Here is a 15,264-nt window from a genome sequence, read left to right as displayed (position 1 = left end):
GGCTGTTGTACTTAACTGAAAATATATGAAAATTGTCTTTTTTGGCACTCCTGACTTTGCTGTTCCTACTTTGTCCAGTTTGCTGAGTCACCCAGAATTTGAGGTTGTGGGTGTGGTGACTCAGCCGGACAAGCGCCGGGGAAGGGGCAATAAATTGATGCCTTCACCTATAAAAGATGTGGCTTTAAATCACAGTCTCCCGGTTTTCGGGCCGCGCCGAATTAAGAAGGATGCGGAAACTATTGCTAAGCTGCGGGAAGCGGAGGCGGATGTTTTTGTGGTGGTGGCTTACGGGCAGATTCTTTCTCAAGAAATTCTGGATATTCCTAGTTTGGCTTGCGTTAATGTTCACGGTTCAATTTTGCCGAAGTATCGCGGGGCGGCACCGATTCAGCGCTGTCTTTTTGATGGGGAAAAGGAGACGGGGATTACTACTATGCTGATGGATGCTGGGATGGATACTGGGGCGATGTTGTTGAAGAGTTTTGCTGGGATTTCGCTGTTGGATAATGCTGATTCTTTGGGGGATAGGTTGGCGGATGTTGGGGCGGATTTGTTGGTGGAAACTTTGATATTATTGAGGGATGGGAAGGTTGATGCTGTTGTTCAAGATGATGCTGAGGCGACTTATGCGCCGATGATTAAAGCGGCGGATTTTGTGCTGGATTGGTCGCAAAGTGCGAGATCCCTTCATAATCAAGTTAGGGGCTTTTTCCCGGATTGTACTACGACTTTTCGCGGTAATTCTTTGAAGGTGATTGCTACTGTGCCCGTGGGGCCGGAATATTGGCTGCAAATGCCGCCGGAGTTGAGGGTTTTGGAACGCGAATGGCCTGTTTTGGATCGGTTGTCGGGCGTAAATGGGGAGGTTGTCAGGGTTGTGAAGGGCTTTGGGGCGATCGTCCAAACTGGCGATGGTTTGTTATTATTGCGAGAGGTGCAGTTGGCGGGGAAAAAAGTGCAGTCTGGCGTGGATTTTGCCAATGGGACTCGGTTGGCGGCGGGCGAAGTTTTTGGGGGTGTCGAGGTTAAGGGTTAGAACAAAAATGATATAATATCAAATCCACTCTTCATCAAAATCATTCGTTTCTCTCTCTAATCTTCCTCTGTGTTCTCTGTGCTCTCTGCGGTTAAATCATTCCGGTAAATCATAATTGATATAACTCACCTAAAATTCGACCAAAACTTCCTCCAAAAGTTCCTCTTTGCCGCCCAACAAACCCTGCGCGGCTTCTAACATACTCTCAGAAAAATCTTTCAAATCTTCCCGACTTGCTAAATAAGTTTTCAAAGCGTCTAACGGTTCTATACTATTATTAGCATTCAATTCTGGCAACCTCGGCCTCGCTAGCTGACTGACTAATTCCGGCTGGATTTTGTAGGTGTGGGCTTCGCTCAAAAGTGCGTGCAATTCAACGTTATCTATTAAGTCTAATTGTTCCGATCGCAATTGGTAAACTAATCTCACGACAGCATCTTGGATTTGCTTCTTCCCAATGGCTTTAACCAAGTCAGCTTGCGGGTTTTCCGATTCAGATACCTTTACCTTAATCGTCAGAAACACTCGCACGGGTAACGCGCAAAATTCCCACTCAGCTTTCCCTCGTTCTAAATTAACTAACACAAAACCTTTGTCTTCTTTCTCTTCGCTAAAATCAACTCGTTCGATGCTTCCCGGATAAATTACGGGCGGATTGTTGGATAAATTCAAATTTTGGTGTTTGTGAACGTGGCCGAGGGCTACGTAGTCGAAACAAGGGCGGGTTAGCATGGAAACGGGTATGTTAAAACCTTTACCAACTGCTAAAAAACGTTCCGCGCCCAGACTTGCTTTATCTGCCATTAAGTGCGCTAATAGTACGGTGGGGATTTCGGGGTTGAGACGGCGAATTTCTCCTTCTAGGGCGATCGTCAGTTTTTCGGTTAATAATTGGTTAACATCGCCCACAGAAAGGCTTTCAGTCTCTGAACGTGTCATTAAGGTCGATCGCGTCAACCAAGGCAGCGTAACCACCTGTACTGCGCCGTTGCGGGTGTGTATGAGGTGAGTTTCCAGGCGATCGCCCACAATAAACTTAGGTATGCCCAAAGTCCGGTAAATTCCCAAACTCGCGCCGCCCTGTCCCTGGGAATGTTGGTCGTGATTTCCTACTAACAAAACCGTCGGAATTTGCGCGTCCACCAAGCGGCTGAACTGCCGCGCAAAAGCCTCTTTTACAAACGGTGGCGGCGTTGAATCGGGGAAAGCATCCCCCCCGAATATAACTAAATCTACGGGTTCAGAAATTGCCCTGTCCATACATTTACTCAAGGCCGCCGCGAAATCTTCCAGCCGCGTATTTAAGCCTGTTTCTGGATTAACGCGGCCGTGGGAAAAGCCGCTTCCCATGTGAATGTCTGAAAGGTGAAGAATTTTAATCATTGTTTTCTTTGTGAGTTGTAATTGAGGTTTGTAGTGAGGATTTCAGTCCTCACTTTACCAAATATTTGATGTATTTCTAGGTGCTAATTCGACGCTGTGTCGATTGGGATTGATGCGTTTATCGATCGCAAAAATTGCCTTTTCTTCCTCCAACCCGATTTCGTGAAACTCTTTAAACAAACATTCTAACTCAATTTTTGCAGTAACAGTTTCCAGCCACTTATCAAAAGAATCGCATTCAATGCTTCTCAAAGGTTCGTTTTTGCACTCAAAACTGATAATTTGTCCGGGAGTGCCGTCAAAACAGCCTTTTGTATCCACAACCCGCAGCCACAAATCATCTACTTTCATAAACGGAATCCATGCTTTGTTCCAATATTCTCCGGGCTGCCATTCTTGAAAATCAACTTGACTCTGGGTGTCCCAAAATTTTTTCTCCTTCACAATAGATGCCAAAGATAAAATACTCCTGCCGTGTTCAAAAGGCAACAGCCACTTATTTTCTGAACTCTCATAAGCCGAACCGTTATACCAGCGATAAAAATCATAAAAAGTTTCGGGAAGCGATTGTTGGTAACGATTTTTAAATAAGTCGATTTCCGTTTCAATTGCACCGGAATTTAGCAAAATTTGCGCGTCGGGACAGTAGCGCTTTAAGCTTTGGGCGAAGGTACGAACCAGAGGATTGCGGGGCTGAAAAAGTTGTTTCATACATCAGAATATCATGCCGGGGACTTTTTGATAAATTTGGGCGATCGGGCAGCGAAAATCTATACTTGTCAACTCTAATATCAATTCAGTTAGCATCGTAATTATTCATTTCTCTCTGACCTCTCTGTGTTCTCTGTGTTCTCTGTGGTTAAATCATTCCGATGCAACCGAAAACGATATAACTCATCTCCTTGTCTGTAAATCCTATCTGCCCAAGTTCCCTCAGCATTCAGTCGAAAACATTCAATTTTGATTTCAGATTGATTGATAAGGATGTAGAAATTGTTTTTGCTGAAAAACATTGATTCGTCTTATTTTCTTCAGTCTGCGGAGGCAGACATCGTTTATGTAGACGCGGTTTCAACCGCCGTCCTATTTTAACAAATTTCTAGAAATCGCGCGTGCCACAGTTTGCCACTTTCCGTCAATCCCTGCGATCGCACTTTAATTTTAACTCCGCGAGGGTTAGCCTCGTAGAGTCGGGCAATTTCCTGCATTTCCCCGCTGCTAAAGCCCGTTCCCACTGTTCCTACCCGCAGTAATTTGCCCCCAACTTCTTGCGCGACTTCGATCGCACTAAAGGGCCGCCCCGCAACTTTAGTCGGTGTCAGCCCGACAATCAACAACTCGTATTCCTGACAGTATTTAGTCCGCACCATCGGGAACTTCTTAACATCTTTCCCGCCGACATAGCGGCAGTTGTGCAAAATCCAAACTTCGCCTTCTCTGTTTTCCGATTCCTGCTGATTTGCTAATAAAAGTTTTTCAGAGGTGGTGCGATAAGTCGGTACAATTTCAAATTCTGAAGATAAACTTACCAGCAATTCACCAACTGCAACTCCGGCGGCAATTCGTTCCGATTCTGCCAAGCCAGTCAAGTCTTTGCCGTGGGAAAACAAACATTTGAAAATCGCATAAACCGCGGTTGGTTGGGTCGTCGGGAAACCCATTTCAATATTAATTGTAGCAGCTTGTGCGCCCGTGCGGTGTTCGCTGCCGGTACAGCTTTTATAATACAGTTCGCCGTCTAAAACAAAAATGTTAATTTGAGCGGCTGTGTCTGTTAATGCGCGATCGATCGCAATTGATGCTTGTTGTCGCAGGTTAGTCGATCGCGATTGATAGTATACTTTATCTGGTGTCGCGATGACAACTACTCGATTGCCGTCCCGTTTTGGCTGTCCCCAATAATCGGGATTTTCGATGTAATAAGAACGTTCCACCGGCGCATCAACCGGCTGCATCGTCACAATCCTTCCCGGCTGCAAGTTCGCAGGCAATTCGGCAACAATCGGATTGTTTGCAGTCTCTATTTTGGCAGCAGCTTTTGATTTTGCCGCAGTATCCGCATTAGTGCTAGAGTTTTTAGGAGTGTTGTTATTCGGCTTTTCTCCAGTTTCCAACTCAAACGCTCTTTGCCAAAATCCCACCGCCATTTCCGGGTATCCTTCCGACTCCGCGCACAGTGCAAAACCAATAACTTTTGCCGTACCGATGCCGCGCCCGTAATCAGCCAAATACTGCACCGCCCCCGCTTCACCCATCAAGTGCAATTCCCGCGTGACGATGCGATTGTTCCAGCGTTCTCGAATATCGGCGCTAATTTTTTTAGCTGCTTTGCGTTTTGCTTCGGCGTATTCGGTGCAGTCCATACGGCCTCCTTTTTGTAGGGCTACTTCATATACTATACTAAAGCTTGATTTATTAGTCAAGATGAAGTTGATAATTAGGAGGTGTGAATAAATTTAACTCTTTGATTTGTGAACTAGATTTATTTTTTAACCGCAGAGGCGCAGAGGGCACAGAGAAAGAGAAGAAAGAAAACGATAGGCTTGTAGTGGTGTTTTGATTGTCAATGGCGGTAATCTGTTCGCCGCCAATGCTAAGATAACTTCGATCGCACATTGCGACCAATAAAGTCGCGAGTTGTGTCTTGCTCGCGTTGGGTTCGCCAACTTGCGATCGCACCTTCGATAATTTAAGATCGAGTTTAATCTTACTCCAATGATGCGATTAATTTTGTACAGCAAACCCGGATGCCATTTGTGCGAAGGGTTGCAAGAAAAACTCGAACAGATTGAAAACCTCAAATTTCAACTCGAAGTCCGAGATATTACCCAACGCGACGATTGGTTTGCAGCTTATCAGTACGAAGTTCCAGTTTTGTTTAAAGTGCAGCCCCAGCCAATAAATTCTGCTGTCGAACCTGCATTCTCCCATGAACAACTGTTACCCCGTCCTTCTCCCCGCTGCAGTGTCGCCCAATTGGAGCAAATGTTACAGAAATATTGGCCAATAGATCCGTCACAATAATAATAGGATTTACGCAAAAACTCAGGTTTTAATCCTGGCCTCGGCCTGCGCGCCGCGCACAGAATAGCTGTGTGGGGCGCGCACCGCCAAGCAGTGCAAAGTCGCACCCAGACTGGCTAAAATAATTGCGTAATACCATTTTTCTAAAGATGTGGTATAGATGAAGTCTTAGCCCCCCCCTTAGTAAGGGGGGGGTTGGGGGGGGTAATGTCTAGCGCTACTTTATGAAATTGGTATAAGTCATATTCAAAACATCCAAGTGAGGAGTTTTTCAGATGAAATTGAGAGAATTATTAGCAGCACTTCCCGGCATTTCCTTTGACGCCGAACATCCTGCCCTCGATGCAGAAGTCAAGGGTTTATCGACTAATTCCCACGCTTGCGGGGCGGGAGATTTGTTTTTGGGAATGCCGGGAAGTCGCGTAGATGGGGGAGATTTTTGGCAAAGCGCGATCGCCAGCGGTGCAATTGCCGCCATAATTTCCACCCAAGCAGCCGCGAAAACACCCCCCCAACCCCCCAGCAAGGGGGGGCTAGAAGAGCTTCCCTGCGTCATCGGAGCAGCCGATATGTCTCAAGTTTGCGGTCAAATAGCCACCGCATTTTACGGGAATCCAGCTAACAAATTAAAACTTGTCGGCGTAACTGGTACCAACGGCAAAACTACCACAACTCATTTAATCGAATTTTTGCTCGATCAAATGCAGTTGTCTACCGCGATTTTCGGCACGCTTTACACTCGCTGGCCCGGTTTCCAACAAACTGCACTTTACACCACACCTTTTGCGGTTGACCTGCAAAAACAACTAGCAGAAGCTGTAGCCGCTGGATGCAAATACGGCGTGATGGAAGTCAGTTCCCACGCTTTGGCACAGCAGCGGGTTTTGGGCTGTACTTTTGAAGTTGCTGTGTTTACAAACTTGACTCAAGACCATCTCGATTATCACCGGGATATGGAGGATTATTTTGAGGCAAAATCTCTGCTTTTCAGTCAAGATTATCTCAATAATCGCGCGGTAGTTAATATTGACGATGCCTACGGGCGGCGGATTGTTGAAAGTTTAAAATCAGATAAAATTTGGAGTTACAGCACTACCGACAAAACGGCTGATTTGTATGCTTCAGATTTACAGTATCAGCCCGACGGAGTTAAGGGAATGCTGCACACTCCCCAGGGCGAAACTCCTTTTGTTTTGCCTTTAGTCGGTCAGTTCAATTTATCAAATATGTTGGCTGCTGTCGGCGCTGTTTTAGAATTGGGTTTAGATTTGTCGGCGATTGTGGAGAAATTATCTCAGTTTTCGGGAGTTCCGGGACGGATGGAACGGGTGCAAATTAGTCCCGACCAAGATATTAGCGTGATTGTCGATTACGCGCACACTCCTGACAGTTTGGAGAATTTGTTGAAGGCTTCGCGGCCGTTTATTCCGGGTCAAATGATTTGCGTGTTTGGTTGCGGTGGCGATCGCGATCGCACGAAACGCCCGATCATGGGTAAAATCGTGGCAGAATTAGCCGATGTCGCCGTTGTTACTTCCGATAATCCGCGTACTGAAAATCCCGATCGCATTTTGGAAGATGTTCTCGCAGGTATCCCCGCCACCGTAAAGCCTGTCGTCACGGGCGATCGCGCCGCCGCAATTCGCACTGCTATTATGGACGCTAAACCGGGAGATGGCGTGCTAATTGCCGGAAAAGGACACGAAGATTATCAGATTTTGGGCACCGAAAAAGTCCATTTTGACGATCGAGAACAAGCGCGAGATGCCTTGAAAGTAAGAATCAACAAAGTTAAAAGTTAGTTCACCAAATATCCTGAACCCGGACTTCTTAAAAAATTCCGGGTTCAGCAATCAATAACTAGCAAATAATACTTAACAAAAACAATATAAAAGATCGGTAATTATACTCATATACAATTCGATGAGTACAATTATAATTGTGTAAAAGACCTTTAAAAAAATAGCAATTGTTACGATCTAAATCACTCAATATCCAATTCCAGATCGCATTCAATCAGGTATTGGCATTATTACCATCAGACATTATCAATTGCATCTGTAACAAACAAAAAATCATCAACAACCTATTGCGCTGCACATATATAACCCATGACTAATTATCCGTATTTGGTTAGCTCCACATCATTCGATCCTCTGTCACCTTCGGTAGACTTATCTGTTTCCTTTGCTCAAAAATATATGCAGCAGATGAAAGGCACTTCTCCAGAAGCTGCTAGTGACGATCGCTTTGCGGAACGACGGCGCACTGGAATGGCAAAAACTATGTTGGATTCGCTGCGTTCGGTGAGTGCAAAATCTTGGACTAAAACCGACAATCTCCTAGCGAAAGAGTTAGTTATGCACGGAATTGATAGCGAACTTGTTGATCCCTGGCAGATTTCTGGTGGCATCCATAAAGTCTACAAATCTGCGATCGAAGCCTACGCCCAGCAATTACCGCCCCACAGTATTGTCAACAAAGTCAGCCCGGTGCTCGGTGAAGTCCGCAAGCAAGTCACAGCAATTGACCCCCGCGTCATTGGCTTTGTGGCCATGCAGTATCACTACACGGGAATGCAGTTGATGGATTTGCTTCCCCACAGCGAACAAGAGAACTTTGGTAACTACGTCAAGATTCTCGACGATCACCTGTATATGCCACTACAACGAGCTTACAGTGCGGCGGGGAACCATCCAGCCGATTCGGTAGCGCTGCAATCTGTACGGGTGCTGATGCCGATGATGACCGAGATTTCCCAACGGGTGGTCGATCGGGTAAATCAACTGTACCCGCGCTACCGCTGTCTTTCTGGGCCCCTCAACAGCCCGCACATCCGCACATCCAGCATCCGCGATGTCGAGATGTTTCAAGTTTATATGTGGGTGTGTCTCCTAGAAGGAAACCTGCACGCCCTAGAGACGGAACTGTTTCCACTGTGCGTGATGATTTACCCGAAACTAAATGTGAGTTGGGAACTTGTTAGCCAAATGACTCACTTACTTCGCAAGGAAATTTGTGCTTGTCTAACACCTGAACAAGCCAAGTATTGTGAACCTTTTTATGAGATTTTGCGTCGTATGTTTTCAGCCGAAGTTTTCCCGAATGCTTGAGAATGAGCTTAATTGCGATGACACCGGAACGATCTAGAGGACACGGCAATGCCGTGTCCTGGCTGTGAGTAATATTAATTCCGATGCGCTACCGAATTTGATATCATTAGGAGTCCAGGCTTGTAAACACGATCGAGCCACTGGGTGCATCTACTTGACAAGAAAATGACATTTAAAAAAATCGTACAAAATACTTTAACAAAAAAGAGCGATCGCTATGATAGAACTAACAGGGTATCAAATTCTCGATCGCATTTATTCCGGCACTCGCACTCTAGTCGATCGCGGAACTCGGATCTGCGACGACACACCCGTCGCCATCAAAATCTTGCGGAACGAGCATCCCAGCTTCAGCGAACTGTTGCAATTCCGCAATCAATATACCATTGCTAAAAACCTGATTTTGCCCGGAATTATCCAAACCTACAGCTTGGAACCCTACCAAAACAGCTATGCGCTGATAGTCGAAGACTTCGGGGGAATTTCTCTGCAAGAATGGACGGGGAAAGGGAAAACCGCGTTTTCTATGGTGGAGTTTTTCCAAATTGCGATCGAACTCGCCAATACATTAGATATACTTTACCGCCACCGGATAATTCACAAAGACATTAAACCCGCCAATATTTTAATTAATCCCCAAACAAAACAAGTCAAACTCATTGACTTTAGCATCGCATCTTTGCTGCCGCGAGACACTCAAACTCTGATGAGTCCCAACTTGTTGGAAGGCACACTCAGCTATATATCTCCCGAACAAACTGGCAGGATGAATCGCGGCGTTGACTACCGCACTGACTTTTATTCTCTCGGTGTCACCTTTTACGAATTGCTAGCAGGAGAATTGCCGTTTCTATCTCACGATCCGATGGAATTGGTACACTCCCATCTTGCCAAACAACCGCCATCACTGTCTGAAATTAATCCAGAAATTCCGGCGGTACTCTCGGCAATTGTCAGCAAATTGATGGCGAAGAATGCTGAAGACCGCTATCAGAGCGCATTAGGATTAAAGCATGACCTAGAAAAATGTCTGTCTCAGTGGCAAAAAACAGGAAACATCGTTTTGTTTGAATTGGGAGAACGAGATTTGAGCGATCGCTTTACCATTTCTGAAAAATTATACGGTCGCCAAACAGAAGTAGAAACCCTACTCAAGGCCTTTGACCGCGTAGCGAACCCCCTTTCATCCCCCCTTACCGAGGGGGGACACAGGGGGGGCGAAATGATGCTAGTCGCCGGATTTTCCGGCATTGGAAAAACCGCCGTTGTTAACGAAGTCCACAAACCGATTGTCGGAGCGCGCGGCTATTTCATCAAAGGCAAATTCGACCAATTTAACCGCAATATTCCCTTCTGTGCTTTTGTGCAAGCATTTCGAGATTTAATGGGACAATTGCTGAGCGAAAGTGATGCTCAGTTGCAGGTTTGGAAAACGCAGATTCTGGAAGCTGTTGGGGAAAATGGACAAGTAATTATTGAAGTGATTCCCGAATTAGAACGGATTATTAGTCCTCAGCCGCCAGCGGTGGAACTGTCGGGAACATCTGCTCAGAATCGCTTCAACTTACTATTTCAAAAGTTTATCCAAGTTTTTACAACCCAAGAGCATCCTCTGGTAATATTTTTGGACGATTTGCAATGGGCTGATGCGGCATCTCTTAAGTTGCTGCAACTTTTGATGGTTGAATCTACAGCAGGCTACTTGTTAGTTATAGGGGCTTATCGGGATAACGAAGTGTTTGCAGCGCACCCGTTGATGCTGACTTTGGAAGCGATCGCCCAAAGCGACTCGATAGTTAATACAATTACGTTACAACCCCTGAGTCATGCCAGCCTGAATCAGTTGGTAGCGAATACGCTAAATTGCTCGACTGCATTAGCGCAACCGCTCACGGATTTGGTGTTTCAAAAAACCCAAGGTAATCCCTTTTTTGCCACCCAATTTCTGAAAGCTCTGCATCAAGATTGCCTCATTAACTTTGATGCTCAATTAGGGCATTGGGAATGCGATATCGCCAAAGTGCGATCGGCCGCATTGACCGATGATGTCGTGGAATTCATGGCGTTGCAGTTACAGAAACTACCAACAGCGACCCAAACTATCCTCCAACTAGCAGCTTGTATTGGCAACTCTTTTGATTTGTCTACTTTGGCGATCGTTTCAGAGCAAACAGAAGCCGAGGCTGCCACTCACCTATGGAAAGCCTTGCAAGAAGGGCTGATTATACCCCAAAATGAAGTTTATAAGTTTTATTTGGGAACTGTTCAGACAGCCGATACTACTGATGAATCCGTAATATATCGATTTTTACACGATCGGATTCAGCAAGCTGCCTATTCCCTGATTCCAGAATCACAAAAAAAAGCCACACATTTAAAAATTGGTCAGCTTTTGTTGACAAAAACACCTCAATCAACCCTGAAAGACAATATTTTTGATATTGTTAATCAACTCAATATGGGTGTTGAAATAATCACAGATTCAGAGCAATTAAATCATCTCATCTCACTAAATCTACTGGCCGGAAAGAAAGCCAAAGCTGCTACAGCCTATGCAGATGCTGCCAGATATTTAAATATTAGTTGGGCATTACTAGAATCTGATAGTTGGCAAACTCAGTACGATTTGACCCTGGCTGTTTGTCTCGAAACAGCAGAAGTAGAATATCTGAATGGTAACTTTAATCGGGTAGAAAAATTGGGTCAAATGATTTTAGCCCAAACTCTAGATTTACTCGATAGTCTCAAAATATATGAGCTGCAAATTCAATCTTTTCAGTCACAAAGTATGATGATAAAAGCGATTGATACAGGTTTGGAAGCATTGGAAAAGTTGGGAATTAACATCGAGGTCAGTATCGGCGATCGCGCGATGCCAGAATTACCGCGATTTGAAGATTTAGACAAGATTCCAGAAATGACCGATCCGCAGCAACTCGCCACGTTGCGGATTCTCATGGCACTTTTTCCTTCCATTTATATTGCCAGACCCGATATGCTCCGTCCCCTGATCTTAACGATAGTAAATTTTACCCTTGAAGGTGGACATTCTGGATTGTCAGCTTATGCTTATGCGCTCTATGGCACGATTCTCTGCGGAGCGCCTGGAGGCATTGAGCAAGGATATCATGCCGGAAAATTAGCATTAAAGTTGTTAGATAAATTTCAAGAAGTTGTACTAAAAGCAAAAATTTATACTTTATTTAATGCTAATATCCGATTGTGGAAGGAGCCAGCAAAAGCGACACTCAATGCTTTTATAGAAGGATGCCAAAGTGGTTTACAAACAGGGGATTTGGAGTGGGCTAGTTATAACGCCATGCACTATTGTAAAAATCTATTTTTAACTGGAGAGAGACTAGAAGTAGTTGAATCTAAACAAGCTCCTTACATCGAATTATTAATCAAAAATAAGCATGATTTTGCCTTGTCTTACGCAAAAATATGGGCGCAAGCTACCTTGAACTTACAAGGCAAATCGGCTGACAAGCTGCTATTGATTGGAGAGCATTTTGATGAATTGTACTTCCTGCCACTTTGGCAAAGTACCCAGAATTATATGTCCTTATTTGCGCTAGGTGTTGCCAAAGCAAATATTTTATATTTATTTAAGGAATATGCGAGTGCTTTAGATTGTACTTTGCTGGCTGGCAAATACATACAAGCTGCAACCGGATTGATTGTGAGCGGTGTTTATAATTTTTATCACTCATTGATTCTGCTCGCCGTCTACCCTCAAGCTGAACCGAGCCAGCAGAAACAATATATGCTGGCGATCGAGCAGAATCAAGTAAACCTCGGAGAATGGTCTGATTGTGCTCCGCAGAATTTTCTCCATAAGTATTTGTTGATTAAGGCAGAACAAGCACGAGTATTTGGGAATGTGCTTGAGGCAATAGAGTATTATGACCAAGCAATTCAAGGTGCAAAAGATACGGGATATCTTCAAGAAGAAGCCCTGGCTAACGAACTAGCGGCCGAGTTCTACCTCGGCTGGGGTAAAGAAAAATTTGCAGCAAGCTATCTACAAGAAGCCTACTATTGCTATTTTAATTGGGGAGCCAAATCCAAAATTGATGACTTAAAACAACGCTATCCACAGCTCTTAAATGCTATCTTGCAGAGCCAAGAAAATCGATTAATTCTTCAGAAAACTCTGATTTCAAACAGCAATTGCTCGTCTCTTTCTCATCAAACTATCCCAAGCACTCATTCTAGGAGCAGTAGCATTTCTGAGAGTCTAGATTTTGCCAGCATCCTCAAAGCTTCCCAAGCTTTATCTCGTGAAATTCAACTGGAGCAATTGATTTCTACCTTAGTGAAAATCGTCATGGAAAATGCCGGAGCAGATAAATGCGATTTAATTTTACTAAAGGATGAGAATTTAGTTATAGAAGCCACGGCTGATTTAGGCGATCGAACGACAGATAATAATTTTTGTGTAAGGCGAGAAATTACTGTTCAATCAAGTAAAAATATCCCTCATTCTCTGATTAACTATGTGTCTCGCACTCAGGAGACTGCAGTCATTGATGATGCCGCTCAGAGTTATCTAGCCTCGGATGCTTATATTCAAAAGCACAAGCCCAAAAGTTTATTGTGTACTCCGATCGTCAATAAAGGCAAATTAATTGGAATTCTCTATTTAGAAAATCGCTTAACCCAAGCGGTATTTACTCGCGATCGCCTGCAAGTGATCGAACTGCTGATGGCCCAAGCGGCGATCGCCTTAGAAAACGCTCAACTCTACAGCCAATTAGAAAATTATTCCTACACCCTAGAACAAAAAGTGGAAGAACGCACCCAGCAGTTACAAGAAAAAGCCACTCAACTCGAAGCCAGCCTCCAAAAACTTTACGCGACTCAATCCCAACTCATTCAAACAGAAAAGATGTCAAGTTTAGGACAGTTGGTTGCCGGAATTGCTCACGAAATCAACAATCCGGTTAACTTCATTCACGGCAATCTCAACCATACTCACGAATATATTACATCTTTAATTGAGTTAATTGACTTATATCAAGAACTCTATCCACAAGCCCAACCAAAAATTCAAGCGAAAATCGACGAAATCGACCTAGAGTTTATCATTGAAGATTTACCGATGATCCTAGGTTCGATGACGACAGGAACTGAGCGCATTCGCCAAATAGTCGAATCTCTGCGGAACTTTTCTCGCTTAGATGAATCTGAGATTAAACCGATCGACATTCATTCAGGAATTGATAGCACTTTATTGATTTTGCAGCATCGACTGAAAGCTAGTGAAAAACATCAGGAAATCCAACTAATTAAAGACTACGGTAAAATTCCTTTAATCAACTGTTACGCATCGGCACTCAATCAGGTGTTTATGAATATTCTGAGTAATGGCATAGACGCTTTGCGACAAGCAGAGGATAAGGGATCTAATTTGAATAAAGAACCGACTCTGATTCTTCGGACTTTGGTTCAGGATGCTCGCAATGCAGTGATTCATATTGCAGACAATGGTATAGGGATAGAACCCTCGCTTGTCAATAAGATATTTGAACCGTTTTTTACCACAAAACCTGTGGGTAAGGGTACGGGCTTAGGACTGTCAGTCAGCTACTCGATTATTGTCGAGAAGCATGGAGGTAGTATCGAGGTTAATTCAACGCTTGGAGAGGGAACAGAATTTACGATCGTCATTCCTCTTTAGTAAAAAAATTAGTAATACCAATTTCATAAAGTTATGCTACTACCGAAAGTTTGACTCCCCCCCTTGATAAGGGGGGGTTGGGGGGGGGTAGATATGTAGCGCTATTTTATGAATTTGGTATAAACAATTGCTCTGAGCTCATTAAACACTTTTAATTGTAACTCGCTAGCGCGATCGATGCTTTGGACGCAGCGAGCGTTGGACGAACCTTTGCGGAATTACCAACCGAACCTGGGCTAATTATGATTTGTAGTGAAATAGCGATCGACCTTTCAACCGCAGTAATTCGGATTGAAGATAACAGCCTGGGTATGTCCGATTCAGTAAAATTGCGGATATTCGACTACCTGTTTAGGATCGAAAACTTAATAACTTAAACACCTCCTACAGTCCTCTCTCTTGTAAGTTGTCAGGTAAAAGGAGGCAGAGCCTCCGGATCTGCATTACCAGGCAGAGCCTGGTAACGAGCAAAGTTGTCAGGTAAAAGGAGGCAGAGCCTGGTAACGAGCAATATCAATTCCGGTTGCACTCATACATGATATTAACTGTTAACTGTTAACTGTTAACAGTCAACAGTCAACAGTTAATTTACTATTCCGATGAAGAGATGATTTGAGATGAGGACTCGCATTCCTCACTACCAACTTATTTTGTTGTGTTCTAACGGGTGTAATATGACTATTGCAGGGGCAAAAATACGGTCATTACGTCGCCTTTTTGCGGCCGCTGGCGTATTACTAATTTCCCGCCCGCTGCTCGAAATAAATTCTTAGTCACGCTCAAATTTAAACTCAAACTTCCCGTCTCCGGCTGCACCATTAACAAAGGCCCGATCGATCGCAAAGGAGCATTCGCTGAAGCTGCAAAAGTCGATGCGCCATTACCTTCAGGTAGGTGTTCCGATTCTAACTGCAACTTTACCCGATCGCCCGCCAAAGTCACCTCCACCTGAATGCGACTCCCCGATGGCAAAGTTCGAGTAAAATTCTCAATCAAATTAGTTAAAACCTGATCCAACATTG

9 protein-coding genes are annotated in these 15,264 nt (G+C 44.3%); 5 read left to right on the top strand and 4 right to left on the bottom strand.

Annotation, left to right across the window (positions count from 1 at the left end; all coding sequences use genetic code 11):
- The first annotated feature begins 25 nt into the window (after positions 1-25).
- Positions 26-1,039 carry a methionyl-tRNA formyltransferase gene (gene fmt, locus WBA89_RS17000; protein WP_424408357.1) on the top strand — a complete coding sequence of 338 codons (1,014 nt, stop codon included), beginning with the start codon at positions 26-28 and terminating at the stop codon, positions 1,037-1,039.
- Between the two features lie 129 nt (positions 1,040-1,168).
- Here the strand turns inward: fmt and sbcD are convergent, their stop codons facing one another.
- The 3 genes from sbcD to WBA89_RS16985 form a co-directional block, all read right to left on the bottom strand.
- Entirely contained in the window at positions 1,169-2,422 is a 1,254-nt protein-coding gene (gene sbcD / locus WBA89_RS16995) for an exonuclease subunit SbcD (protein WP_424408356.1), read from the bottom strand.
- A 54-nt stretch (positions 2,423-2,476) separates the two neighbouring features.
- Positions 2,477-3,133 (bottom strand): SMI1/KNR4 family protein, encoded by a 657-nt coding sequence (locus WBA89_RS16990; RefSeq protein WP_424408355.1) that lies wholly within the window; start codon positions 3,131-3,133, stop codon positions 2,477-2,479.
- Positions 3,134-3,510: 377 nt separating this feature from the next.
- On the bottom strand, positions 3,511-4,785 hold the full coding sequence (locus WBA89_RS16985; RefSeq protein ID WP_424408354.1) for an ATP-dependent DNA ligase: 1,275 nt from the start codon (positions 4,783-4,785) through the stop codon (positions 3,511-3,513).
- Between the two features lie 355 nt (positions 4,786-5,140).
- Between WBA89_RS16985 and WBA89_RS16980 the strand changes: the two genes are divergently transcribed.
- The 4 genes from WBA89_RS16980 (at position 5,141) to WBA89_RS16965 (ending at position 14,242) form a co-directional block, all read left to right on the top strand.
- Entirely contained in the window at positions 5,141-5,446 is a 306-nt protein-coding gene (locus WBA89_RS16980; RefSeq protein WP_424408358.1) for a glutaredoxin family protein, read from the top strand.
- Between the two features lie 275 nt (positions 5,447-5,721).
- On the top strand, positions 5,722-7,248 hold the full coding sequence (locus WBA89_RS16975) for a UDP-N-acetylmuramoyl-L-alanyl-D-glutamate--2,6-diaminopimelate ligase (RefSeq protein ID WP_424408353.1): 1,527 nt from the start codon (positions 5,722-5,724) through the stop codon (positions 7,246-7,248).
- A 309-nt stretch (positions 7,249-7,557) separates the two neighbouring features.
- Complete coding sequence (locus WBA89_RS16970; RefSeq protein WP_424408352.1) at positions 7,558-8,559, top strand: hypothetical protein; 1,002 nt, start codon at positions 7,558-7,560, stop codon at positions 8,557-8,559.
- Between the two features lie 217 nt (positions 8,560-8,776).
- Positions 8,777-14,242, top strand: coding sequence for a trifunctional serine/threonine-protein kinase/ATP-binding protein/sensor histidine kinase (locus WBA89_RS16965; protein ID WP_424408351.1), 5,466 nt, complete (start codon positions 8,777-8,779; stop codon positions 14,240-14,242).
- Positions 14,243-14,920: 678 nt separating this feature from the next.
- Here the strand turns inward: WBA89_RS16965 and WBA89_RS16960 are convergent.
- Positions 14,921-15,264: ATP-binding protein (locus tag WBA89_RS16960; RefSeq protein ID WP_424408350.1), on the bottom strand; the 344-nt coding region annotated here is incomplete at its 5' end.

Origin of the sequence: Microcoleus sp. (assembly GCF_049646505.1) — a bacterium.
Classification (GTDB): domain Bacteria; phylum Cyanobacteriota; class Cyanobacteriia; order Cyanobacteriales; family Microcoleaceae; genus Microcoleus.
This window is presented reverse-complemented; position numbering and strand designations above follow the sequence as displayed.

Excerpts from the sequence above, each read along its gene's own strand:
- fmt (WP_424408357.1), top strand. The coding sequence starts at position 26 with ATGAAAATTGTCTTTTTTGGCACTCCTGACTTTGCTGTTCCTACTTTG.
- sbcD (WP_424408356.1), bottom strand. The coding sequence starts at position 2,422 with ATGATTAAAATTCTTCACCTTTCAGACATTCACATGGGAAGCGGCTTT.
- WBA89_RS16990 (WP_424408355.1), bottom strand. The coding sequence starts at position 3,133 with ATGAAACAACTTTTTCAGCCCCGCAATCCTCTGGTTCGTACCTTCGCC.
- WBA89_RS16985 (WP_424408354.1), bottom strand. The coding sequence starts at position 4,785 with ATGGACTGCACCGAATACGCCGAAGCAAAACGCAAAGCAGCTAAAAAA.
- WBA89_RS16980 (WP_424408358.1), top strand. The coding sequence starts at position 5,141 with ATGCGATTAATTTTGTACAGCAAACCCGGATGCCATTTGTGCGAAGGG.
- WBA89_RS16975 (WP_424408353.1), top strand. The coding sequence starts at position 5,722 with ATGAAATTGAGAGAATTATTAGCAGCACTTCCCGGCATTTCCTTTGAC.
- WBA89_RS16970 (WP_424408352.1), top strand. The coding sequence starts at position 7,558 with ATGACTAATTATCCGTATTTGGTTAGCTCCACATCATTCGATCCTCTG.
- WBA89_RS16965 (WP_424408351.1), top strand. The coding sequence starts at position 8,777 with ATGATAGAACTAACAGGGTATCAAATTCTCGATCGCATTTATTCCGGC.